The organism is Oscillibacter sp. PC13, from assembly GCF_900115635.1.
In the GTDB taxonomy this organism is placed as follows: Bacteria; Bacillota; Clostridia; order Oscillospirales; family Oscillospiraceae; genus Oscillibacter.
The window spans coordinates 135883-158642 of the sequence record NZ_FOXE01000006.1 but is presented as its reverse complement, the minus strand read 5'-3'; the positions used below and the strand labels follow the sequence as shown (position 1 = coordinate 158642).

At 50.0% G+C, this 22760-nt stretch carries 21 protein-coding genes and 1 pseudogene; 16 read left to right on the top strand and 6 right to left on the bottom strand.

Annotated elements, in window-relative coordinates; translation table 11 throughout:
* Positions 1-212: pseudogene (locus BMZ81_RS14170) on the top strand (IS110 family transposase); the annotation flags it as partial.
* 111 nt (positions 213-323) lie between these two features.
* On the opposite strand, the gene BMZ81_RS05270 reads toward BMZ81_RS14170, so the two are convergent.
* The 4 genes from BMZ81_RS05270 to BMZ81_RS05255 form a co-directional block, all read right to left on the bottom strand.
* Positions 324-1598, bottom strand: a complete 1275-nt coding sequence (locus BMZ81_RS05270; protein WP_091129469.1) for a restriction endonuclease subunit S — start codon at positions 1596-1598, stop codon at positions 324-326.
* Positions 1598-3604 carry a type I restriction-modification system subunit M gene (locus BMZ81_RS05265; RefSeq protein WP_091129467.1) on the bottom strand — a complete coding sequence of 669 codons (2007 nt, stop codon included), beginning with the start codon at positions 3602-3604 and terminating at the stop codon, positions 1598-1600. Before BMZ81_RS05265 ends, BMZ81_RS05270 begins: the two co-directional genes overlap by 1 nt.
* 88 nt (positions 3605-3692) lie before the next feature.
* Positions 3693-5147: an ATP-binding protein gene (locus BMZ81_RS05260; protein WP_091129465.1), complete on the bottom strand. Its 1455-nt coding sequence runs from the start codon at positions 5145-5147 to the stop codon at positions 3693-3695.
* Positions 5140-5355: a helix-turn-helix domain-containing protein gene (locus tag BMZ81_RS05255; RefSeq protein WP_091129463.1), complete on the bottom strand. Its 216-nt coding sequence runs from the start codon at positions 5353-5355 to the stop codon at positions 5140-5142. The genes BMZ81_RS05260 and BMZ81_RS05255 overlap by 8 nt, the downstream gene beginning before the upstream one ends.
* A gap of 422 nt (positions 5356-5777) precedes the next feature.
* Between BMZ81_RS05255 and BMZ81_RS05250 the strand changes: the two genes are divergently transcribed.
* Genes BMZ81_RS05250 through BMZ81_RS05240 form a run of 3 tightly spaced genes read left to right on the top strand, consistent with a single transcriptional unit; the run spans position 5778 to position 8023 of the window.
* Positions 5778-6218, top strand: a complete 441-nt coding sequence (locus tag BMZ81_RS05250) for a MarR family winged helix-turn-helix transcriptional regulator (protein ID WP_091129460.1) — start codon at positions 5778-5780, stop codon at positions 6216-6218.
* Between the two features lie 12 nt (positions 6219-6230).
* On the top strand, positions 6231-7613 hold the full coding sequence (locus BMZ81_RS05245) for an MATE family efflux transporter (protein ID WP_091129459.1): 1383 nt from the start codon (positions 6231-6233) through the stop codon (positions 7611-7613).
* Entirely contained in the window at positions 7610-8023 is a 414-nt protein-coding gene (locus BMZ81_RS05240; protein ID WP_091129456.1) for a NifB/NifX family molybdenum-iron cluster-binding protein, read from the top strand. The genes BMZ81_RS05245 and BMZ81_RS05240 overlap by 4 nt, the downstream gene beginning before the upstream one ends.
* Before the next feature lie 502 nt (positions 8024-8525).
* Here the strand turns inward: BMZ81_RS05240 and tnpA are convergent.
* Both tnpA and BMZ81_RS05230 read right to left on the bottom strand, forming a co-directional pair.
* Positions 8526-9002, bottom strand: coding sequence for an IS200/IS605 family transposase (gene tnpA / locus BMZ81_RS05235; protein ID WP_091129455.1), 477 nt, complete (start codon positions 9000-9002; stop codon positions 8526-8528).
* Between the two features lie 598 nt (positions 9003-9600).
* Positions 9601-10668: a LacI family DNA-binding transcriptional regulator gene (locus tag BMZ81_RS05230; RefSeq protein ID WP_091129452.1), complete on the bottom strand. Its 1068-nt coding sequence runs from the start codon at positions 10666-10668 to the stop codon at positions 9601-9603.
* 358 nt (positions 10669-11026) lie between these two features.
* Between BMZ81_RS05230 and BMZ81_RS05225 the strand changes: the two genes are divergently transcribed.
* From BMZ81_RS05225 to BMZ81_RS05170, 12 genes are all read left to right on the top strand, one after another.
* On the top strand, positions 11027-11983 hold the full coding sequence (locus BMZ81_RS05225) for a phosphoglycerate dehydrogenase (RefSeq protein WP_091129451.1): 957 nt from the start codon (positions 11027-11029) through the stop codon (positions 11981-11983).
* Positions 11984-12111: 128 nt separating this feature from the next.
* A complete protein-coding gene (locus BMZ81_RS05220) occupies positions 12112-13125 on the top strand; it encodes a tripartite tricarboxylate transporter substrate binding protein (protein ID WP_091129448.1) in 1014 nt (337 codons plus the stop codon).
* A 105-nt stretch (positions 13126-13230) separates the two neighbouring features.
* Positions 13231-13737 (top strand): tripartite tricarboxylate transporter TctB family protein, encoded by a 507-nt coding sequence (locus BMZ81_RS05215; protein WP_177187208.1) that lies wholly within the window; start codon positions 13231-13233, stop codon positions 13735-13737.
* Between the two features lie 15 nt (positions 13738-13752).
* Positions 13753-15240, top strand: coding sequence for a tripartite tricarboxylate transporter permease (locus BMZ81_RS05210; protein WP_091129443.1), 1488 nt, complete (start codon positions 13753-13755; stop codon positions 15238-15240).
* Positions 15241-15270: 30 nt separating this feature from the next.
* Entirely contained in the window at positions 15271-15759 is a 489-nt protein-coding gene (locus BMZ81_RS05205; RefSeq protein WP_091129441.1) for a VOC family protein, read from the top strand.
* Between the two features lie 32 nt (positions 15760-15791).
* Complete coding sequence (locus tag BMZ81_RS05200; protein ID WP_091129438.1) at positions 15792-16586, top strand: aldolase/citrate lyase family protein; 795 nt, start codon at positions 15792-15794, stop codon at positions 16584-16586.
* A gap of 6 nt (positions 16587-16592) precedes the next feature.
* Positions 16593-17330 carry a sulfite exporter TauE/SafE family protein gene (locus tag BMZ81_RS05195; RefSeq protein WP_091129436.1) on the top strand — a complete coding sequence of 246 codons (738 nt, stop codon included), beginning with the start codon at positions 16593-16595 and terminating at the stop codon, positions 17328-17330.
* Positions 17331-17367: 37 nt separating this feature from the next.
* Positions 17368-18261: a 4-hydroxy-tetrahydrodipicolinate synthase gene (gene dapA, locus BMZ81_RS05190; protein ID WP_091129434.1), complete on the top strand. Its 894-nt coding sequence runs from the start codon at positions 17368-17370 to the stop codon at positions 18259-18261.
* Positions 18262-18296: 35 nt separating this feature from the next.
* Positions 18297-19088, top strand: coding sequence for an HpcH/HpaI aldolase family protein (locus BMZ81_RS05185; protein ID WP_091129431.1), 792 nt, complete (start codon positions 18297-18299; stop codon positions 19086-19088).
* A gap of 11 nt (positions 19089-19099) precedes the next feature.
* Positions 19100-19834 carry an RraA family protein gene (locus BMZ81_RS05180; protein WP_207645609.1) on the top strand — a complete coding sequence of 245 codons (735 nt, stop codon included), beginning with the start codon at positions 19100-19102 and terminating at the stop codon, positions 19832-19834.
* A gap of 44 nt (positions 19835-19878) precedes the next feature.
* Positions 19879-21183 (top strand): nickel pincer cofactor-dependent isomerase, group 22, encoded by a 1305-nt coding sequence (locus BMZ81_RS05175; RefSeq protein ID WP_091129430.1) that lies wholly within the window; start codon positions 19879-19881, stop codon positions 21181-21183.
* An 80-nt stretch (positions 21184-21263) separates the two neighbouring features.
* A complete protein-coding gene (locus BMZ81_RS05170) occupies positions 21264-22718 on the top strand; it encodes a lactate racemase domain-containing protein (protein ID WP_091129427.1) in 1455 nt (484 codons plus the stop codon).
* Positions 22719-22760 lie beyond the last annotated feature (42 nt).

Here is a 22760-nt window from a genome sequence, read left to right as displayed (position 1 = left end):
TATCAAAACGTGGGAATGCGGCTCTCAGAAAGTATTGTTTTGAGGTCATGCAGGCGCTCAAACTTACACGACCTCAAGACGACCCTGTCCTTCAATTCGTCCTAAAGAAGGAGCAGGAAGGAAAACCTTATAACGTAGCCAAGATGGCCGGCGTTAATAAGTTTCTCCGGATCTACTATGCCAGAGCAATGGAAACACTAAAGCAACAGTAAATCTAGATCTCATTATACAGGTTATTTTCAAATCCACAACCACTGTGGGTTTGGTTTTTGCACCCTTTTTAGGCTGTTGGAGCCTAAACTTTTTTATTTTACCCTTGACTTTTACATTAGCAAGATTTGGATATTACGGACATCAATTTTTCCTGTAACAACATCAGCAACAAGACGAGATTTGAATTCTTGCAGTTCAGATATTTCTTGCTGAATAACCGAAACCAAATCTTGAATTTGGGCAGTCCGATCACTTACTGAAGCAACTATCTTTTGTTGGTCTTCAAGCGGTGGAACAGGAAATAAAATAGTCAAAAATTGCTCGGGATATAACCGAAGTCTTGATTTTCTGATACCAGTAGAAAGAACAACATAGTTGTCAACCAATGGTTTTGAGCGCAATAACAAATCCAAATATTCTGGGATGTAATCGTTGTTGATTTGTTCATAGGTGTTATACGATGGACTGATTACTCCATCATAATTTGAAACCGCAATTGCACCTTGCCACATCCACATAGTGTTCGCGGCAATCTGACCGGGCTTACAGATTTTATACCCGATTAATGATTCTGATTTGAACATCGTTACATTTTTCTCTCTACGGGGAGTGATGCCAGTAATATGAGATACTGTTAGCAGTTCTTCCTCTCCCGTTAACGAGCGTTGGTCAATTTCCCTGAATAGGTATTTTCCACGTAGACATTTCCAACTGTCAGGAATACTGCCAAGCCATTGAGAGCCACTGTCCTTCATCGGTATACTATCATTCAGCCCGTGGATTACCAATGAAGCGATAATACCCTTTTTAACCTCTTCATAAATGCAAATCTGTTTTTTCTTTAGGTTAATCAGCTTATTTATGGTTGCCGCCTTCCAGTCCAGAAAACGAACAATCTGATCTTGCTCGTCGCGAGGAGGAATGGGCAGGAGGATAGATTTCATTTCGCTATAGCGTGTAGTCCACAGATCTGAAACAATACCTCTTCCGTTGCGATAATATTCCTCTGAAAAAGGTTGGCTTCTCATCAAATAGTGAACATACCTACCGTTCCATTGATCTCTGGGCGTAAGGACAATATTGATAAGAGAAACGGAGCCATCCAGTTCAGAGACGCCACAAGAACCTTTTCTGTCAGAACGGCTGTTAATCACAAAATCACCGGCACATACCAGTTTTCTATTGTCTCCGGCATCTGTCTTCACCGCAGTTGCCAATTGAGGAACTACACCAACTTTGGCAACGGACAGCGGAGGATAATCTTTATCGGACACTTTGGTTTTTCTTTCGGAAAATAGAGAACCGATTTTTTTGACATCCCAATGCGAAGGTAAATCGCCTAACCATGCTGCTGGTGCAGCAGTATATTCTGAATATCGTTGCATCAGAGAATACCTCCCACAACCTCTGAAAGCATACCGTCAGCTTCTTTTTCCAGAGCGGTCAGACTTTCCAGAATATCACCCATTTTACGCAGTTCAACAGGCTTATAGAAATACTTTGTAAAACTGATTTCATAGCCGATCATAGTCTTTTTCTCATCAACCCATGCATCCGGAGCATAAGGCAGAACCTCATTCCGAATGAATGCTGAAATACCGCCCTCATAGGTGAAGGGAATATTCTCTGTATCACGAAGGTCGGCATCGGCCTCTCCATCCACAGGCTGGGTACCAGGGTCTTTTTCGGTGATAAAGGGGCGGATCTTCTTCAGTGCGGCAGCTTTCAGTTTAGTAGCTTTTGCAAAAGCATCCCAACTGTCCAGAGGGGCAGTTTCAGCCGCCTTGGTAATAGCGACCACAACAGATGCGTATTCATCTGCTTTCTTAAAAGTAGCGGTCGGAATTTCTCTATCGGGACACACACGCAACCGCAAAGGCCGCTCAACAGTCACAGTCCAATAAGCAAAATCCTCATTATTGAGAATCATGCTGACTTCGCTTTCTTCCATAGTAAGAAAAATACGCACGATTTCCTTGCGGATATCCGGGGTAAATTCGCAGTTTTTCTTGCCCATATTTTTGCGGAGCGCAGACTTCATTGCGGTGGCATCGATCAACTGGATCTTACCTTTACGGTGCTCTTCTTTCTTGTTAGTCAGAACCCAGATAAAAGTACCAAGGCCAGTGTTATAGAACATATTCTCCGGCACAGCGATAATAGCCTCTACCAGGTCGTTCTCGATTAAATAGCGTCGGGCATTACTCTCACCACTACCTGCATCACCGGTAAAAATGGATGAACCGTTATGTACTTCGGCAATGCGGCTACCAAGAGGAGAGTCCTTCTTCATTTTGGCAACATTGTTCAGCAGGAACAACAACTGACCGTCGCTGACTCTCGGAATCATGGTAAGCTGTTCGCCACCTTCAAGGTAAGCGTTGAAACGGCTGTCCAAAATCTCTTTTTTACCACCCATCTTTTCGGCATCGGTCTTCCAACTCTTGCCGTAGGGCGGATTGGACAGCATAAAATCAAACTGTCGGGAAGCGTTACCGTCCATAGAGAGGGTGGAACCATAACTGATATGTTCAGCCTGTTCGCCCTCGCCCTTCAGAAGCATATCTGCTTTACAGATAGCATAAGTCTCCGGGTTGATTTCCTGTCCGAACAGATGGATAGAAACCTTTTTGCCCCGGCGGGCGGCTAAAGTCAGCAATCGTTCCTGCGCCACAGTAAGCATACCGCCGGTACCGCAAGCACCGTCATAGCAGGAATAGGTTGCGTCTTTGATTTGATCTGCAACGGGCATAAAGATAAGGTCAGCCATCAGTTCCACAACGTCACGGGGTGTCCAGTGTTCACCGGCTTCCTCGTTGTTTTCTTCGTTGAACTTACGGATGAGTTCCTCAAAAATCGTGCCCATGCCATGATTATCCAGCCCAGGATGCTTCAAAATTGTTCTTTCTTCGTCCTTATAAACAGGATTTGGGCTGAGATTGATATCCGAAGAAATAAACTTCTCAATAACACTGCCAAGAATGTCTGCATCGATCATCGTCTGGATCTGGTTGCGGAATTTGAACTTTTCCAGGATTTCCTGAACATTGGGAGAAAATCCATCGAGATAGGCTTCAAAGTCAGCCTTCAGCGTTTGCTTCTTTGCACGGCTGGTCAAGTCCTTCAGTAGGAACGGAGACGCATTACAGAAAGCCTGTCCTGCAGCATTGCAGAGTGCGGGCCACTGGTTATCAATTCCGGCTGCATCCAGTTTTTTCTTCATATCAAGAACTGCGGCCTTTGTGCCCTCAAGCATAGCATCCAGGCGGCGGATAACAGTCATGGGAAGAATAACATCACGGTATTTGCCACGCACATAAATATCACGCAGGCAGTCATCCGCAATACCCCATATAAAACTTACTATTTGATTATGCACTTGATTATCCATATTTCTTCTTTCCTTTCACGCTGCGAGGAAGCGTTGAGCATACTGCGAATAGTATTTTACTATTGTTTCTGCCCGTTTTTCTGGACTATTAAGATTTCAGCTTGTAGCTCCGATTCCGGTTCCCGCCCTCTGCAACAACGATTCCTTCTGCAATCAACTCATTCAGATAATCTCTTGTGCGGGACGGTTTCAGTCCAATATATTCAGCAATGGAGGAAGCCTTGGCTTCGGCATGGTCGGTGAGATAGCCGATAATGCTTTCCTTCATCTTTGTGCTTATCGCCGATTTTTTATCGCCGATTTTTATCGCCGATTTTTTATCGGCGGTTTTTTCAAAGCAGAGTGTCAGTATCGTTCTTTCAGGTTCAAGTTGCTCTGTGATCGCAGGCATGACCCAGCCCTGTTCACGCCAGACACGGAAGATGTTGGGGATGCCGCTTCCGGCACGCTCGCCGATATCGATCAGGTTGAACATCTTCAGCATCGCACCGTTGCGAGGGTCGGACACGCCGCCGCTCTTTGCCGCATCGATCCCGATGCGGAAGCCGCCGGGGTTGGCCATGGTGATGGCGTCCCGCTTCTTGATGATGACCAGACCCTGTCTGCCGTAATAGTCGGCGTTGACCAAGCAGTTAGCCAAAGCTTCGCGCAGAGCCTGATGGACGGAGGTATCGTCCACTCTGACGCTGCCTTCCATCTTGAAGGGTACCTTGATATCTTGGATCAGCTTGTTATAGGCGCGGAAGTAGAAGTCATACACATTGCCGCTCCAGTCGCCGGAGGAGGAGATGATGCGGTCGGTCCAGCGGGTGTCGGCATCATATTGCTCCTGATAGTCCAGAAAGTAGGTGTTGAATTCCCGCACGATGTCGTATTCGTTACCAAACATGAGAAGTCCGGCAGAGGTGGGGTGCTTCTTCCCATCGGAGCCGATGCCTACGGCACCCAGCTTCAGGAGGAAGTCCTCGTCCTCCAGTGCCTCCCACACGTGGCCGGGGCGGGAGAGGCGCATCCTCTGGCGGTAGCTGCGGACGCTCTCCTTGTTGAACACATCCATGTCCATTTCCTCAAGAACAAGCATGTCCTGGGTCTTCACGGAGGCATCCCGCACCATGGCCTGATATTCTTCCTTGGTGCAGCGGTAGTCGCCCTCACCGTTGCGGCGGTAGGTGCAGAGCGGGTTGCCGTCTACATAGACCGGCTTGTAGGAACGCTCCGCACGGGGAACATTGATGACCACGATGTGGTCGCCGTCCACCTCCTGAACGAACACATCCTTTGAGGACAGCACATTCACACTGGTCTTGTTAGGGTTGTTGACGATGTTCCAAAACTCCTTGATGAGTTTCTCCGGGTCGGGCAGATCCACCGTGCGGAAGGACTTGTCTGCCAGTTCCTCCACGCCCAGCAGGATGATGCCGCCGTAGGTATTGGCAAAGGCGGAGTAGGTCTCCCAGATACTCTTGGGCAGGCCGCCGAGGGCCTTCTTGGCCTCGATTCGGTTATTCTCCCGGTACTGCTCTATCTTGGAAAAGTCAATCATGCTGCTCCTCCTTCACCAACTCGATGATGTCGCAGAAGTCGCAGTCCAGCGCCGCGCAGATCTTGGTGAGGATCTCCGTGTTGATATGCTCGTTCCGGCCCAGCTTGGCGAGGGCGGTGGTGGACATACCGGTGGCCAGACGCAGGTCCTTCTTCTTCATATTCTTATCGATCAGCAGCTTCCAAAGCTTATTGTAACAAACAGTCATAATCAAACACCTCATGCACGGAGTTTACACGGACACAGGATATATTTTAACACAGAGAAGCCAATTTGTCTATTTGAAATCTATTTTTCAGATTTCAAGTGCTGTTTTCAGATCCGGTTTTGCCTTGCGGTCTCCTCCGCACCATCCATCTGCTGTTAAAATTCGCACACAAGCAAACTAAACTTGTGTGCGAATTTTAATTGCTCATCCATACAGCCATTGAGAGGGCCTTATTCATTGATTAGGCATCGCACCGTCTGCGGTGTCCTTGATCTTGGGTTCGGCATAGCATCTGTTTTTCTTCATCGAATCGAATTTTAAAACCACTGCACAAAGTTCATAATGTGTTCATTGACTTCTGCGACAGCAAATAGTATTATTTGGGATAGTCCAAAATAATACTATTTGATAAGAGGTGGCTCATGCGAATTTCCGATTACCTGGCCATGACCAAAGACACAATGAGTGCTTACAACCGGATGTGTGAGCCGGTTCTGCTCAAATATGACATTCCGCAGGTGTCCTTTGATATTCTGATGTTTTTAGAAAACAATCCGGAGTTTTGTACTGCACAGGAGATCAGCGAGGTCAGAGGGATCAAGAAAAATCTGGTTTCAGTTCATGTAGAAAAGCTGGTTCGAGCCAGTCTTCTGCGGCGGGGTACTGTGTCCGGAGACAGACGCAAAATCTCTCTTGCGGTCACCGAGAAAGCCAGGCCAATCATCGAGGCCGGACTTGCCGCGCAGCAGAAATTCTATGAGAGGCTTACCGCCGGGATTTCTGAAGAGGATTGGGCAGTGTACAAGCGCATGAACGAGCATTTGGCAAAAAATGTGAGAGAGGTTCTAAAAGAGCAAGACTAACGGAGGCAGTCAATGAACGATAACAAAGAAATGCTGGGCACGGCACCAATCGGGAAGCTGCTTTTTAAGCTGGCGATCCCTACCGTGGTGGCGCAGCTCATCAATATGCTGTATAACATCGTAGACCGTATTTACATCGGCCATATGCCGGGAGACGGCAGCCTTGCCCTGACCGGCGTGGGCGTTTGTATGCCCATTATTATGATCGTTTCTGCTTTTGCGGCATTGATTGCTTCCGGTGGTGCGCCGAGAGCATCCATATGCATGGGCAAGGGAGAACAGGAGTCTGCGGAAAAGATCCTCGGCGGCTGCTTTACACTCCAGCTTATCATTTCGGCTGCTCTAACCGTGGTGCTGCTGCTTTGGAACGAAGATCTGTTGCTGTTGTTTGGCGCCAGCGAAAACACCATCGGTTATGCTACCGATTACATGAGCATCTACGCAGTGGGTACAGTCTTTGTACAGCTGACCCTTGGAATGGGAGCCTTTATTACCGCACAGGGCTTTGCCAAAACCGGTATGATGACGGTGGTGATCGGCGCTGTCAGCAATATCATTCTCGACCCCATTTTCATTTTCGGCTTCAAGATGGGCGTGAAAGGTGCTGCCCTTGCCACCATCCTTTCGCAGGCGTTCTCCTGCGTCTGGGTGCTTGCCTTCCTTTGCGGCAGGAAAACCTATCTGAAGCTGCGGAAGGAAAGCTTGAGGCTCGACGGCAAACTTGTTTTCCCCTGCGTTGCGCTGGGCCTTGCCACGTTTATTATGCAGGGCAGCGAAAGCGTGATTTCGGTATGCTTTAACGCTTCTCTGCTGAAATACGGCGGAGACATAGCCGTTGGTGCCATGACGATCCTGACCAGTGTGATGCAGTTTGCCATGCTGCCCATGCAGGGCATCGGTCAGGGCGCACAGCCCATTTCCAGCTATAACTTTGGCGCCGGAAATGCAGACCGGGTGAAAAAGACCTTCAAACTCCTGCTTACAGTCTGCGTCATATACTCTTGTGTGATGTGGGGCGCGATCATGCTGTTCCCGACGGTTTTTGCCGGGATTTTCACGCCCGACCCTGAATTGATTGCCTTTACAGCCAACGCCCTTCGCATTTACTGTGGCGCCCTTTTCCTGTTCAGCATCCAGATCGCCTGCCAGATGACCTTCGTATCCACCGGAAACGCACCCTGCTCCATTATTGTTGCCATTGTGCGTAAGTTTGTTCTGCTTCTGCCTCTCATCTACATTGTTCCTAAACTGGTTGAAGATAAAACCATGGGTGTCTACCTGGCGGAGCCTATTGCCGATGTGATAGCAGTCATTTTCACGGCGATCCTGTTCGCTGTGCAATTCAGAAAGTCCTTAAATAAACTAAATACAAATCGGAAGGAGATCATCAGATGAAAATCGCAGTAACTTACAGCAATGGTGAAATTTTTCAGCACTTCGGTCACACGGAGCAGTTCAAGGTTTATGCCGTTGAAGGTGATAAAATTTTCTCCGCTGAGGTAATCGACACCAATGGAAGCGGACACGGCGCACTTGCGGGCCTTCTTTCCCAGCTCGATGTCGATGTGCTGATCTGCGGCGGCATTGGAGGTGGCGCACAGATGGCACTTGCCCAGGCAGGCATTGCGCTCTATGGCGGTGTCACAGGAGATGCAGACAAGGCGGTAGAGAGCTTTGTTGCAGGGAACCTTGCTTGTGATCCCGATGCCAAATGCGACCACCATGACCATCATCACGGTGAGGAGCACACTTGCGGTGAACACGGCTGTGGCAGTGATCACCACTGCGGCGGGGATGCTCATTGAGTCAAAACAGCAAAATGTTGAGCGGTTCTTTTTCAAGCGAAAGCTCCTGCGGGATGAATCTTTGATTAGGCATCCCACACCGTGCGGTGTCCTGGCAAAGAAAGAGTTGACGAACAGGCCGAACAGAGTTACCATTGACCCGCAGATACCAGTCGAGCCTCGCCGGGGCATTCCGGCGAGGCTCGTTGCATGACCACTACAACCACCACAGACGCTTCCGGGACACGCGGAATATTGTGGTCAGGAGATGTCTAAAGACGAATTTTTTGTTAGCGGAAACAATTATAAATGGCTAAAAACCAGTACAAATCAAACCACTTGGACTCTTCGCATCCGTAAGGTCGAGAGTTCGATCCTCTTCGTCTCCACCAATCATAACCACCGGCCGTGCCGGTGGTTTGCACAAAGCCCCCTTGGGGCATGTCCCGGGCAGAGCCTATAGGCTCATCGAACAGTCTGCCAATCGCGCAGATTTCCCGGGCATGCCCCTAAAGGGGCTATTTTACTTACCTTCTTTTACTGGCTGACCCGTAAACGGGTCAATGTACTCTTTGATACTCATTTGGTCATCTGTATAGTCCTCCTGCAGCTGATTCCTGGTATATTGTTCTATTGCTCGCCGATTTCGTCCTACCGTGCTCACATAATACCCTCTGCACCAGAAATGGCGGTTCCCATATTTATATTTCATGTTCGCATATTTTTCATAGATCATTAGGCTACTCTTCCCTTTTAAGTACCCCATAATCTGCGACACACTATACTTCGGCGGGATACTCACAAGCATGTGTATATGATCTTTGCACGCCTCTGCTTCGATAATTTCTACCCCTTTGTATTCGCACAATTTTCTTAGCATCTGTCCAATATCCTGATTTATTTTCCCGTATATCACCTGTCTCCGATATTGGGGTGCAAACACAATATGATATTTACATTCCCACTTCGTGTGTGCTAAACTCGATACATCAAGTTTCATCTGGACTTGATTCCTCCTTTGGTTCTTGTGGCGGTTGGCAGACCTCCACCATTCTACCAAAGGAGGATAATTTTTTCCGCATAGCTAAAGCTTTTTGGAACCACCGGCACAGCCGGTGGTTTTCGCTTACAATAAAAGCTCGTGAAATCAATGATTTCACGAGCTTTTTTATGTATTTGTTTCCACTCATTTTGCAATAGTCCTCTATGGCGCTTTTCCGTCTGCCTGCAGAAATGCTTATAGGCAGGTTTTCTGTTTGAAGGTTATCGCTTCTGTTTAAGAGATTAAGAGGATGAGCGATAGCTGTTTATGCAGGTGGAGTTATAGTCCAATAGCATGCCTGGAGTACCTGGTTCAGCGATTAAACATGTCGTACCAATCCACTTGGTTGGCTGCTACTGTTAATTTGTAATTGCCTGCCGCGAGTAATTATAGACTAAGTTCATACAAATTAACACATTCGTACTTTTATAGTTGCTGAATGTGTTTGCATTAATGAATATCTGCTCCCTAATTCATTGAAACCAGCCTGCTTGAGAGAGCCAATATCCTCTCAGCAGGTCCTTTTTCTTATGTACCATGCGGTCACTGCACCTCTTTATAAAATGAACGTTTTTTTCTTGGAAACCTTCTCTCCGCAGCTCTCCCGGACAACCACATAAAACGGCAAGGACATGCGGATGGGGTACTTTCTGTTATTTTGAATTTGATCAGCAAGCAGCCTTACACTGTATTCTCCAATTTCTTGCCGGGGAATGTGGATAGTACTCAACATAGGGCGGGAGTATGCCGCCATATCAATGTCATCAATGCTGATAACAGCAACATCCTGGGGCACTTTCTTTTTATGCATATGCAGCGCTTTCAGGACGCCAATCGCACAGTTGTCATTCGCACAGAAACAGCCGTCCATCTGCAGCCCTTCCTCCAACGCCCTGTCCATCGCCTGAAATGCCATTTCTGTGCTCAGCGGTGTATCTAAGATGAGATTCTTACAAACAGGAAGTCCCAGCTCTCTCATCGCATCAAGATACCCGTCATACCGGTATTCATTCAACAACATGGAGGAACCGCTGGATGCCGCAGTGCCTACAAACGAGATCTGCTTCCTCCCATTTGCCGCCAGATGCCTCACTGCTGTCTTCGCGCAGAGGAAGCTGTCACAGACCACCTCGTCGAATTGTTGGTTCAAGGAGTTCAAACCGGCGTAAACAAGGTGCTTTACATTCTTTCTCAAAAAATGTAGCGTATCCGCGCTCATCCGGCCCAAGAGAATCATGCCGGAGACAGGATTATTCAAAAGTGCTTGCTGCACAGCGGTCTGGGAGGTGTCGCTAAACGAGTGTGTAAACCCAAGAATATGTCCGGAGTTCGCCACCTCCGTTTGGATCCCCAGGAGGAGATCGTAAAAGAAACTGTCGTCGTAGGAATCGTTGGCAGAGGTCAGTAAAACACCGATGGTGAATACAGGATCGTGACTGCTCTGCTTCTTCCGCAAATTGCGGGCGAACTCATTGGGAGCGTACTCCAGCTCAGCTGCAGCTTCAATCACCTTTTTAGCTGTCTTAGGGTTTACGCGGTGTATGTGATCGTTATTGATCACCCGCGATGCTGTGGTTAGGGATACCCCAGCCAGTCGTGCAACATCTTTTAAAGTTGATGCCATCTCAATTCCTCACGTAATCCCGCAATTTTAATGGAAATTATAAAAATATTATAACAATTCTGCCGCTGTAAATCAAGAGACTTGAAATTGCCGTAGACAACCCCCAAAAGTTTATGTATATTTCGCCTAAAATAAAATCGTTTTCCATAAATCAATAATTAGAATTCATCTATAATGTTTAAAATTTATATATATATGCACGACATTCTGAAATTTTTATAAAAAATGAAAATCAATTATTAACGGGTATCGTTTTCCATATTGTTGATTGAATAATTGCTTTTACAAATGTAAACTGGTAACAAAAGCAAAAGAATTACACAAATTCACTTAGGCAGTCTGATGAGGAGGATGCTAAATGAAAGTACTGATTACTGCGCCCATGTATTGCTCTGAGCAAATGAAAGATGTCATGGAGTATGCCTATCAAAGCTTTGATGAAGTTGTTCTGAACCCCTATCGAAGGACAATGTCCCACGAGGAGATCGCCTCTTTGTGGAGTGATGTGGATGCCGTTATTGCCGGTGTCGAACAGTGGGACGCTGATTTCATTCAAACAGCTCCTCCAAGTATGAAAATTATTGCCCGGAACGGTATCGGTTACGACAATGTGGATATTTCCGCCGCCGCAGCCAGAGGTATCGTCGTTACGGTCACCCGCGAAGCCAACTCCGATTCCGTGGCGGACTGCACCATAGCCTTGATGCTGGCCCTGGCCCGTCACATTATTCCCATGGATCAGGCAGTTCGCAGCGGAAACTGGGGGTATACGGTGGCAGACGACCTATTTGAAAAGACAATTGGCATCCTCGGCTTTGGTGCGATCGGTCAACGTATTGCCAAGCGTGCCGCAGGTTTCAGCATGAATATCCTAGCCCACGATCCTTATTTACCGGGTGATCGTTTTGCAGCGTTGGGCGCAAAGAAAGCCGGCACCGAAGAGATTTACCGTAACGCTGACTTTGTGGTTTGCACAGGACCACTGACCAAAGAACGCTATCACATGATCAACGCAGAGACACTTGCCATGATGAAGCCCACCGCTTATCTGGTCAACACCGCACGCGGAGGCTTGGTGGATGAGGATGCGCTGTATCATGCACTGAAGGCCAATCAAATTGCCGGTGCGGGCCTCGATGTCTTCAACGAGGAGCCGCTCCGCCAGAGCCCTCTCTTCGAGTTGGAGAACGTGGTGTTTCTACCCCATCTGGGTGGTCACTCCAAGGGTGCAACCCACAACATGGGCCGCATGAATATTGATAATATTCTGGCGGTTTCCACCGGCAAGCCCTGTAAAAATATTGTAGCTCCATGACAGGGCCAGCGGACGGCTCCCCGATCCGCATAGCTGCCATATCGCATTCGTTTTCCCTATAGCAAATGGTATATGACGGGTATTTCCCGTGATATAAAAACCAAAATTTACGGAAGGATGAAGAAGAAATGAAGAGACTTTTTGCAATCGCCCTCACCCTCTGCATGATGTTCTCCCTGGTCGCCTGCGGAGGAAACGCTTCGACCGAAAAACCCGCCGAGGATCCCAAGCCCGCCGAGGAAGCCGACACCTTCGACTATCCCACCAAGCCCGTGACCATGATGGTCGCTTGGCCCGCCGGCGGCGGCAGCGACCTGCTGACCCGCGCTATCGCGGCGGACTTCCCCACCTACGCAGGTCAGAACATGAACGTAACCAACCGAGACGGCGCCGGCGGCACCATCGGCTTTGCCGAGGCTGTGGACTATGAAAACGACGGCTATAACCTGCTTTACTCCACCTCCGGCGTTTTCTCTGCCCAGCCCCTGCTGAGAGAGGTCGAGTACACCATCGATGACTTTGATTTCATCTGCGGCGTCGGCAAGAAGCCGATGTCCCTGGCAGTCCCTGCCGCTTGGGGTGTTACGAACATCGTCGAGTGGATTGATTATGTGAAAGCCAACAACATCGAGGTCACCGTTGGCACAAGCGGAGCTGCCGGCTCCATCCCCGCCTTTGGCGCCGAAGCGCTGTTCCCCATGCTGGCCGAAAAGGGCCTGACGAACTATAATATCGTGAACTATTCCGGCGCTGGCGAGGTGATCCCCGCGCTGCTGTCCGGCGAGATCAACTGCGGCTTCTTCCATCCCCATGAGGCACAGCCCTATGTCGAGTCCGGCGATTTCACCTGCATCTGCATCGCCGAGGAAGAGCGCTCCGAGAACTTCCCCGACCTGGCCACCTGCAAAGAGCAGGGCGTTGACTTCACCCTGGCCGTCCTGGAGGGCTACATCGCTCCCACCGGCATCGATCCCGAAATCAGAGACTATCTGGAAGAGACGATTCTGAAGATCCTGGAGGAGGGCTCCAATTATTCCACTTATCGTGAGGGTTCCCGCCACCAGACCCTGGGGACTTCCGGTCAGGAGTTCCATGATGCCGTCGTGGCGCAGAGCGAGCTGTTCCAAACCATGTTCGGCTAATCCGGACAAGCTTTTGAATCATTAATACAGATGACAAGAGGGCCGCATGTACATGCGGCTCCTCTTGAAATCTTTCCGTCGAAACTTTTACAATGAGGAATGACTATGGAGAATAACACGAAAAAACAGCCAATTACAGCCAATATTCTCATGATATGCATTGCCGTGGTCATGCTGCTGCTGATTCCGTCCCTGATTGACAATTCCGCCACAACCGACCTGCTTGGCCCTCGCTTCGTTCCACAAATGGCCTGCTGCCTGATACTCCTGCCCAATCTCCTGCAGCTGATCAATAAGCTGGTTTCCAACCGCAAGCTCAGCCAGGAAGTGCAGGCCCCGACTCAGACTGCCAAGACCCCACTCCCCGAATTTTTCAAAAATGTTTTTAAAAAATATTGGACTCTTGTGGTCGTAATGGCTCTGGCCTTTGCGGCAACCTTTGTTGTCGACTATCTCGGTTACATCATAACGTACTGTTTGCTCTGTGCCGTGATGCTGCTTCTCTTCCGGGAAAAGCGCTGGTATTTCTATCTGATTTCGTTTGCCTTGGTAATCGCGGTATACTTTGGCTTCTCCCGCTTTTTGTACGTTCCCCTGCCATCCATCTTTTAAGGGAGGAGTATGACGATGCTTGATAATATTACAAATGCACTGCCAAACGTATTCACACTGGCGAACCTGGTTTATGCCAACCTGGGCCTTTTCTTCGGTATTATTATCGGCGCTTTGCCCGGCCTGACGGCTACTATGGGCGTGGTGCTGATGCTCCCTCTCACCTTCGCGCTGGATCCGGTCCCCAGCATCGTTCTTTTGCTGGGCGTCTACTTCGGCGGTATCTATGGCGGCAGTATCACGGCAATCCTGCTCAACACCCCGGGCACGCCAGCATCCGCCGCTACCGCCTGGGACGGCAATCCGCTTGCCCGCCAGGGAAAGGCCGGCAAGGCACTGGACATGGCGCTGATGGCCTCTTTTGCCGGCGGCATCATCAGTGCTCTTTGCCTTCTGTTCTTTGCGCCCACCATTGCCAGCTATGCATTAAAATTCGGCGCCCCGGATATGTTCTCCCTCTGTCTGTTCGGCTTGACGATTATCGTCTCCATGTGCAGCAAGGACCTTGTAAAAGGCCTCTCCATGGCCGGTCTGGGTCTCCTTCTGGCTTCGATTGGTTTGGATCCCGTTGGCGGTATTGAGCGCATGACATTTGGCATTCGCGGATTTACCGGCGGCATCGACCTGGTCACTGCGCTGATCGGTCTGTTCGCCATCGGCGAAATTCTCTTCAAGGTTCTGCGGATCGACGAAAAGGATGACATGGTGACCGATAAAATCAGCGGAGCCTGCAACCGGCATGAATTGCGTCAGTGCCTGCCCACTATCGGAATCGGGAGTTTGATCGGCGTTGTCATCGGCGCCATCCCCGGCACTGGATCCGTCATCGCGTCTTTTCTCAGTTATGACACGGCCAAACGGCGCTCCAAGCACCCCGAGGAATTCGGAAAGGGGAGCCTAGAGGGAATCGCCGCCTCGGAATCTGCCAACAACGGCGTGACAGGCGCCGCCCTCATTCCCCTGCTGACTCTGGGCATCCCCGGCGATACCGTGACTGCCGTCATGCTGGGCGCGCTCATGATGCAGAACCTGACTCCCGGTCCCATGCTCTTCTCCACCCATGGCAACCTGGTCTATGCTATGATTCTCAGCGCGTTCCTGGTCAACATTTTCATGCTGCTGCAGGGCAAACTGCTGATTAAGCCCTTTTCCAATGTCACGAAAATCCCCATGCGCTTGATGGTTCCCATTTTAACCGTTCTGTGCCTGACAGGAACCTTCGCGCTTCGCAATACCATGTTCGATGTCCGCGTCATGCTTTTCTTTGGAATTATCTCTTTCTTTGCCATGAAGAACGGCTATCCCACGACTCCGATGGTACTCGCCTTTGTCCTGGGCCCCACGGCTGAGAAATTTTTGCGGAAAGCACTGATGCTCTCAAAGGGCGACTGGTCCATTTTTCTCACGAAGCCGATCAGTCTGGTATTTTTGATTTTGGCCGTACTCTCTTTGGTTCTTGCCCTGCGCAAGAACAAGAACTTCGAAAAGCTGCGCGAAGACTAATACTGAGACAGAAAGGAAGTCCTGATTTTTATGAGTAAACTTGATTTGAATTCTTATCTGCACGTTGGTGTTGTTGTCAAAAATATTGAAGACACCCTGGACCGCATGCGTTTGATCGAAGACTTCACAGAGTACAACATCACAGATTTTCCCCCAAAGGAAATGAAGCCTGAGGACGTGCAGCTCTATTACCATGGCGAGAAAAAATGGTTTACCGCGCGTTTCTGCTTCATCCGCATGGGAACCTCCGAAATCGAGCTGATTGAGCCGGTGGACGGAGAGAGCGTTTGGAAAGACTTTCTGCGTGAAAAGGGAGAAGGCGTACATCACCTGAAGTACGAAGTGGGCTCCTTGAACGAAGCTATGGAGTTTTTCAAATCGAAGGGTATTGCGTGTACCCAGTATGGATCCGCTGTGGGCAAAAACCTAGGCAAAACCTGGGCATATTTTGACACGACAAAGGAACTGGGCTATGTAATCGAGGTCCTGAACCGTCAGGTCGGAGAACAAATCCGCTGAGCGTTGAAGCAGAAGAAAGGGAGGGGCACAGCATGATGAAAGAGAATCGTCTGCGTATGATTCTGGATGAGGGAAAGCCCTCAATCAGCAGCAGACTTTGGAGTACCTGGCCCGGCTTTTTAGAGTCCTTGGGCAACATCGGGGCGTTTGACTATTTCGAGTTCGTCGCAGAATACGTTCCCTTTTCTCAGGAGCAGTTGGCAAATCTGGCCAGAACCGCCGAGCTGTACAACATGGGCAGCATGATCAAGGTGGATTTCATGAATCGCGGCTATGTTGCGCAGCGGGCAATTGCAGCGGGTTTTCAATCCATCCTTTTTTCCGACCACCACTCTGCCCAGGAAGTCCGCGAAACCGTTAACATGGTTCGCCCAGAAGGCCCTGGAATGGAGGGGCATTTCGGTTACCCCAACGCTCGGTTTATCGGCATGCAGTCCCATATTCCCTGTATGGCCCATGTGGAGCGCTTAAACCAGGTTGTTTTGTGCTTCATGATTGAAAAACAGTCTGCGGTGGACGAGATCGAGGAGATTTGCAAGATTAAAGGCGTTGATATGATTACCTTCGGCGCAAATGACTATTGCATTACCCGCGGCTGGAATCCAGCTGAACACAAGGCAGAGTGGCGCAAGGCGGAGCGGTATGTGTTTGAGACGGCGCTTAAAAAAGGGATTCAGCCCCGTGCTCATATTGATAGCATGGATGAGATGCCCTACTACCTGGAAATGGGCGTCCGCCACTTCTGCGTGGGTGACCAGATGAAGGTGTTGAAGAATTTCTGGACGGAGCAGGGCGCCCGTTTTGATGAACTACGTAAGCGCCTGTAACGCGAGATGTTTCTGTATGTTGCTGTTGCTGCCCTATCCGCAGTCGCTGGCTTTTTAACAGCTACCATCGGTTTTGGCGGAGCCATCTTTTTGATGCAGTTTCTGCCATTGCTGCTGCCGTTCTTGGCGGCTTCCGGCCTTTCTTCCGCCATTATTTACGCGGGCATTCTGGTATTGGCATGGCAGTACCGCCATCACATTCTATGGAAACAGCTTTGGCTCCCCTCGACTCTTTATGTCCTCGTGAGCGTCCCCAGTGTTTTCTTTCTCGGGAAAGCAAACATAGAAAATCTGGAGCTCTATTTCTCCATTTTTCTAATTCTGCTGGGCTTATACAATCTTTATAACGTGTGGAAAGCCGGAACAGTTCGCCTCCCGCAAAACCTGCTGACGACTGTGCTCTGTTCCGTTCTCTCTGGTCTTGGCACCGCGTTTTTTGGCATTGGAGGTCCGCCAATCGCCATGTATTTCCTGTCCCTCGCAGGAGATGACAAAGAAGCGTATGTGGGAACCCTCCAGGCCTTTTTTACCATCAACATGTCGCTGACGATAGCGGCCCGATTTGCGAGCGGAATTTTAACAGTAGAGTTGCTTCCTCTGGCAATTTTGGGCATGGCGACCTCTTTGTTGGGGAAACAGGTTGGCATCCGGCTGCTCCACCGTCTGAATGTGAAATCCCTGAAGCTTTGTATCTGCTTTTTTATGATGGTTTCTGGAATTGTCTCCCTGCTTGGCTGTATCTAAATTCCAGAATCTCAATAACTCAAAAGGAGCACGTTTTATGAATCCATTGAAAGGTATTATTCCCGCACTGCTGACCGCCTGCAACGAGGATGGCAGCATCTGTGATGAAGGAATTTGTGAAATTATTGAAAACGGGATCCGCTGCGGGATCGGCGGTATCTTTGCCCTGGGCTCCTGCGGCGAATTTACTGCTTACACATTGGAAGAGAAGGCACATATTCTGGACGTCATTGTTAGCCAAGTGGCAGGACGGGTTCCCGTCATCGCTGGCTGCGGTGCGCCAACAACGCGGGAGGTTCTGCGATTGTGCGAAATGGCCGCCAGCCATGGTGTGGATGCCGTGGCGGTGGTAACCCCCTATTACATCGCCCCAACCCAGGAGGATCTCTACGAGCACTATCGAATTATCTCGGAGAACAGCCCGCTTCCAATTCTGCTTTATAACATTCCTCCCCGCACCGGACTTTGTATTACGCCAGAGCTGCTGGGCCGTTTGGTCAGTCTGCCGAACATTGTCGGCATTAAGGATTCCAGCGGCGATATCGAGTTGTTCAAGCAATATATGGCCTACAATTCGGATACGTTCCAGGTCATTATGGGCATCGACGCCCTCTTCCTGGAGGCATTCAAGCTAGGCGCTCCCGCGGCTGTTTCCGGCCCGGCAAATTCCATTCCCGCCAATCAGGTCAAGATTTATGAAAGCTATGTCCAGGGGGATATGGAGGCCGCTGAGCAGGCACAAAACAAGTTTCTGAAGCTCAAGCCGATTCTCGGCATGGCCCCCGGCCCCACCATTGCCAAGGAAGCGGCCAACATTGTGGGACTTCATGCCGGACCTCCCTGCAGCCCTCTGCGCCGGCCATCCGGAGAGGTCTGGGAAAAGCTGAACGCAGTTCTGCACAGCGAATTTTCTGATTGCTTTGTAAAGTAATTCCCCAATTGACGTACAGAAAGGAACAAACGACCATGAAAGAAAATAAGATCAGAGCCCTTCTTAACGACCATCTTCCCACCACGTCCACCCGCATTTGGAGCACCTGGCCTTTCTACACGGAAATCATCGGGGAAACCAGCAATTTTGACTATGTGGAATTTGTCGCCGAGTATGCGCCGTTCACCCATGCAGATCTGGAGAATATCGCGCGGGCCGCAGAGCTGAAAAACATGGGCACCATGATAAAAGTAGATTTCCAGAACCGGGGATATGTGGCGCAGAAAGCAGTTGCCGCTGGTTTTCAGGCCATCAACTTCGCAGATCACCACACTGCGGATGAGGTGCGGGAGAGCGTTGCCATGATGAAGCCGGACTGCCTGGGCCGCGGCCGCTTTGGATATCCCAACCGCCGCTACATCGGAACGCAGTCCCATATTGATCAGATGGATCATGTGAAGCGTCTGGACGATATTGTACTGTGCTTCATGATCGAAAAAGAGGAGGCCATGGAGAACATCGAGGAGATTTGTTCCGTTCCCGGTGTGGACATGGTTCAGTTTGGCCCCTCGGACTACTCCATGAGCGCCGGCAAAAATCGGGCGGAATATGAAGCTGAGTACAAGGCTGCCGAGCGTAAGATGATCGAGGTTGCTCTGGAGCACGGCGTACAGCCCCGCTGCGAAATCCCGACCCCTGAAGCCGCGGAGTACTATATCTCCCTGGGTGTGAAGCACTTCTCCCTCGGAGACCAGCTGAAGGTCCTGGAAAAGTTCTGGAAGAACGAGGGCAAGAAAATGCGCGATATGGCTGACGCTGTAAAATAAGGAGGCCCCAAATGAAGAACGAGGCAGTCAGTCTGCAGGTAGAACTCGAGATCATCAAGGAACTGGAACAGTTTGACACGCCCACCATTACTAATGTGGTCGCCACCTATCCAGGCGCCCCCACCTGCCTGAACCTGTACTCTCCTTGGGAGTGCAACTGGTATACGGACCAAACCCTGCGTGTGATGTATCCAGAGCTTGGCCGTACCTGCGGCTTTGCCGTAACCTGCGTATACGGAATCCCTGATGCCACCATCAAGGCAGGTCCCGCACTCGTGGATGTACTCCATGCCATCAAGGACTCTCCCCAGCCCGTGGTTCTGCTTATTAAACAGGACTTCCCCGAAGCCATTAAAGGAAAAATCGGCCTTTGCGGCGGCAACATGGCTACTGCTTTTAAATCAGTCGGATGTGTCGGCATCATTTCTGACGGTCCATCCCGTGATGTGGACGAAATTCGTGAAATGGGACTGCAGTATATGCTGACGGGAACGTCTGCCGGCCACGGGCCTATGGCCGTCAAGGCCGTCAATGTCCCCGTGGAGATCTGCGGCATGGACGTCTGCCCGGGTGAAGTCATTCATATGGACGAAAATGGTGCGGTAAAATTCCCCCGGAAGTACCTGCGTGAGGTGCTGGAACGGTGCCGATCCCTCAGCCAGGAGGAGTCTCATAAAATGTCTATGATGGCTTCCACCGATGATCCCGAGTTAATTGCACAGTACATGAAGGGGCAGTATCAATAACTGTCAAGTCCAGGATATAAGCAACAAGAGGGTGAACAACAAATATGGGTCAAGTATTCAGAGACAGTCACTGGGATCGGAACCATGTTGTCAGCCGGCTGCTGGAGGGTGTCAAGCTCCCTTCAATGGTCCGGATTCGTCAGAATTTCGATCAAACAAAAATAGAGGATCTCCCAGCAGCCATCCACGATGCCCTCTCCCAGGAAAAAATCTGCCGCTCCATCCGGCCTGGTATGCGCATTGCAATCACTGCCGGCAGTCGGGGAACCGATCGATACCCGGAGGAGATGTGTGCGATTGTTTCGGAATTAAAAGCCTTGGGCGCTGATCCCTTCCTCATCCCTGCCATGGGAAGCCATGGCGGCGGAACTGCGGAGGGACAGGCTTTGATGCTGCAGAACCTTGGTATTACGGAAGAAACCGTAGGAGCGCCCATTCGCGCCACGATGGAGGTCGTGCAGATTGGAAGCAACATGGATGGGTATCCAGTCTACATTGACAAGTATGCCGCCGAGGCTGACGGAATTGTAATCGTCAACCGCATCAAGCCGCACACAAACTTTCGCGGTGAATATGAGAGCGGCTTGATGAAGATGATGACAATCGGCCTTGGGAAAAACGTGGGGGCTGCCACATGCCACCGTCTTCCCATGGATGACATGTCCCACAACGTATTTGCTTTTGGCTCTGCTGTATTAAAACACGCAAATGTTCTCTTTGGACTTGCCACCCTGGAAAACCCTCTGGATAAAGTTCGAAGGGTGATCGCCTTAACGCCGGAGGAGATTCCCGAGCAGGAGAAACTGCTGCAGGCCGAAGCAAAGATGAGCATGCCCAGGCTTCCCGCAGACGAGTTCGATGTTCTGATTGTGGATCAAATTGGAAAAAATTTCAGCGGCCCTGGCATGGATCCAAATGTGACCGGCATTTCCGGAAATCCTCATCTGAAGTTGAAGCCGGATGTGCAGCGCAGAGTGGTCCTGGATGTGAGTGATGAGAGCCATGGCAATGCCACCGGTATAGGTCTGGCAGACTTTTCTACCAAGCGTGCTTTTGACAAAATCGACTTTGACGCAGGGTATGCCAACAACATCACCTCTCGTTCACTGGCTGGCGGGCGGATTCCAATTATTCTGCAAAACGACCTGCTGGCAATCAGGGCTGCCCTGTACACATGCGACGGAATACGTACTGAGGAAGCTCGTCTCATGCGGATTCCAAATACACTGCACATTGGCGAGATTGAAGTCTCCACGGCGCTCTTGCCCACGCTCTCGGCCACGGCATGCATTGAAATTTTGACCGATCCGTATGTTTGGAATTTTGATGCAGACGGCAACTTGTTCTAACGAAGTATTCGTATAAATGATTTTTTAAGGGCTCTGACGGTAAGCAAACGAGATTTACTTTCAGAAGAGGTGTAATATTTATGAAACTGGATTTTGAGTATGGACATGGCGTCATGGGCGCCACGCTGCCTGATAACACAGATATTTTTATTCCGGGCGAGACTGTTCCCGATCCTCCCCATATTCCAGAGGCGGACATCTACCGCGCAACCCAGCAGTCCGTCCGCAATCCGATCGGGATGCTCCCCATTTCCGAACTGGCACATAAGGGTTCTTCTGTGGTCATCGTTATTCCCGACATCGTGAAGGGCGGCTGCCAAGCCACCTCTCACCGGAAGGTCGCAATTCGTGTCATTTTAGAAGAGCTTTATGCGGCCGGCGTCAATAAAGAGGATATTCTGCTCCTGTTCTCGAATGGTCTTCACCCCCGCGCCACCGCCGCGGAAATGAAGCAAATTTTAGGGGATGAGCTTTTTAATGAGTTCTATTATTCCGGGCAGATTACCTCCCACGACAGCGAAGACGATGAACATATGGTCGATTTGGGGACTACCTCCCGCGGCGATCCCGTCCTGATGAACAAGTATGTATTTACGTGCGACCTGCCCATTTTGATTGGCCACTGCCAAGGGAACCCTTACGGCGGCTATTCGGGCGGCTACAAGCACTGCTCTACCGGCATCACGCACTGGCGTTCAATTGCGTCCCACCATGTCCCCGACGTCATGCATCGGAAAGACTTTACCCCTGTCTCCGGGCACTCCCTCATGCGCACGAAGTTTGATGAGATCGGCATGTACATAGAGGAGCAGATGGGACACAAATTCTTCTGCTGCGACGCGGTCCTGGATACTTACTCCCGGCAAATTGAAATCTGGAGCGGCTATGCCGCGGATGTTCAAAAGGCCTCCTGGCCCATGGCTAACAAGCGTACATATGTTCCCTTTGCGAAAGAAAAATATGATGTCATGATCTTTGGCATGCCGCAGGATTTCCACTACGGAAACGGCATGGGCACGAATCCCATCCAGATGATGCAGGCGCTTTCTGCCCAGGTGATTCGGCATAAGCGCGTGATGAAAGAAAACTGTGTTATCATCTGTTCGTCGATCTGCAACGGCTATTTCCACGACGAACGCTGGCCGTATTTGCGGGAGCTATATGAACTGTTCCAGCATGATTACATGAATATTCTTCCTGATATGAACCGCTATGGCGAGTATTACGCGACGAATGAGGAGTATATCCGTAAATACCGCTATGCCAACGCGTTCCATCCGTTCCACGGATTCTCCATGATGTCCTGCGGGCATATCGCGGAAATGAATACCAGTGCCATCTATATCGTTGGCGCACAGGAACCTGGCATCGCCCGCAGCATGGGCCTGAAGACCCGCGCAACGTTTGAAGAGGCCCTGGAGGACGCGAAAAAGAAATTTGTCGGCAGCGATCCGCATATTTTGGCTCTTCCCAGGACGTTCAAAATTGGTGCCGTCCACCTTTGCATGGCAGATGACGATTTAAGCGCTATCTAGCTCTGCGCAGCCTTAAATTGACTCCCCTTGCCAGGCATTTAT

Bases quoted from the DNA above. Each gene is read 5' to 3' on its own strand.
- BMZ81_RS05175 (WP_091129430.1), top strand. From the start codon at position 19,879: ATGGGTCAAGTATTCAGAGACAGTCACTGGGATCGGAACCATGTTGTC.
- BMZ81_RS05210 (WP_091129443.1), top strand. From the start codon at position 13,753: ATGCTTGATAATATTACAAATGCACTGCCAAACGTATTCACACTGGCG.
- BMZ81_RS05220 (WP_091129448.1), top strand. From the start codon at position 12,112: ATGAAGAGACTTTTTGCAATCGCCCTCACCCTCTGCATGATGTTCTCC.
- BMZ81_RS05215 (WP_177187208.1), top strand. From the start codon at position 13,231: ATGGAGAATAACACGAAAAAACAGCCAATTACAGCCAATATTCTCATG.
- BMZ81_RS05230 (WP_091129452.1), bottom strand. From the start codon at position 10,668: ATGGCATCAACTTTAAAAGATGTTGCACGACTGGCTGGGGTATCCCTA.
- BMZ81_RS05170 (WP_091129427.1), top strand. From the start codon at position 21,264: ATGAAACTGGATTTTGAGTATGGACATGGCGTCATGGGCGCCACGCTG.
- BMZ81_RS05240 (WP_091129456.1), top strand. From the start codon at position 7,610: ATGAAAATCGCAGTAACTTACAGCAATGGTGAAATTTTTCAGCACTTC.
- BMZ81_RS05265 (WP_091129467.1), bottom strand. From the start codon at position 3,604: ATGGATAATCAAGTGCATAATCAAATAGTAAGTTTTATATGGGGTATT.
- BMZ81_RS05260 (WP_091129465.1), bottom strand. From the start codon at position 5,147: ATGATTGACTTTTCCAAGATAGAGCAGTACCGGGAGAATAACCGAATC.
- BMZ81_RS05250 (WP_091129460.1), top strand. From the start codon at position 5,778: ATGCGAATTTCCGATTACCTGGCCATGACCAAAGACACAATGAGTGCT.
- BMZ81_RS05255 (WP_091129463.1), bottom strand. From the start codon at position 5,355: ATGACTGTTTGTTACAATAAGCTTTGGAAGCTGCTGATCGATAAGAAT.
- BMZ81_RS05195 (WP_091129436.1), top strand. From the start codon at position 16,593: ATGTTTCTGTATGTTGCTGTTGCTGCCCTATCCGCAGTCGCTGGCTTT.
- tnpA (WP_091129455.1), bottom strand. From the start codon at position 9,002: ATGAAACTTGATGTATCGAGTTTAGCACACACGAAGTGGGAATGTAAA.
- BMZ81_RS05180 (WP_207645609.1), top strand. From the start codon at position 19,100: ATGAAGAACGAGGCAGTCAGTCTGCAGGTAGAACTCGAGATCATCAAG.
- BMZ81_RS05245 (WP_091129459.1), top strand. From the start codon at position 6,231: ATGAACGATAACAAAGAAATGCTGGGCACGGCACCAATCGGGAAGCTG.
- BMZ81_RS05200 (WP_091129438.1), top strand. From the start codon at position 15,792: ATGATGAAAGAGAATCGTCTGCGTATGATTCTGGATGAGGGAAAGCCC.
- BMZ81_RS05205 (WP_091129441.1), top strand. From the start codon at position 15,271: ATGAGTAAACTTGATTTGAATTCTTATCTGCACGTTGGTGTTGTTGTC.
- dapA (WP_091129434.1), top strand. From the start codon at position 17,368: ATGAATCCATTGAAAGGTATTATTCCCGCACTGCTGACCGCCTGCAAC.
- BMZ81_RS05185 (WP_091129431.1), top strand. From the start codon at position 18,297: ATGAAAGAAAATAAGATCAGAGCCCTTCTTAACGACCATCTTCCCACC.
- BMZ81_RS05270 (WP_091129469.1), bottom strand. From the start codon at position 1,598: ATGCAACGATATTCAGAATATACTGCTGCACCAGCAGCATGGTTAGGC.
- BMZ81_RS05225 (WP_091129451.1), top strand. From the start codon at position 11,027: ATGAAAGTACTGATTACTGCGCCCATGTATTGCTCTGAGCAAATGAAA.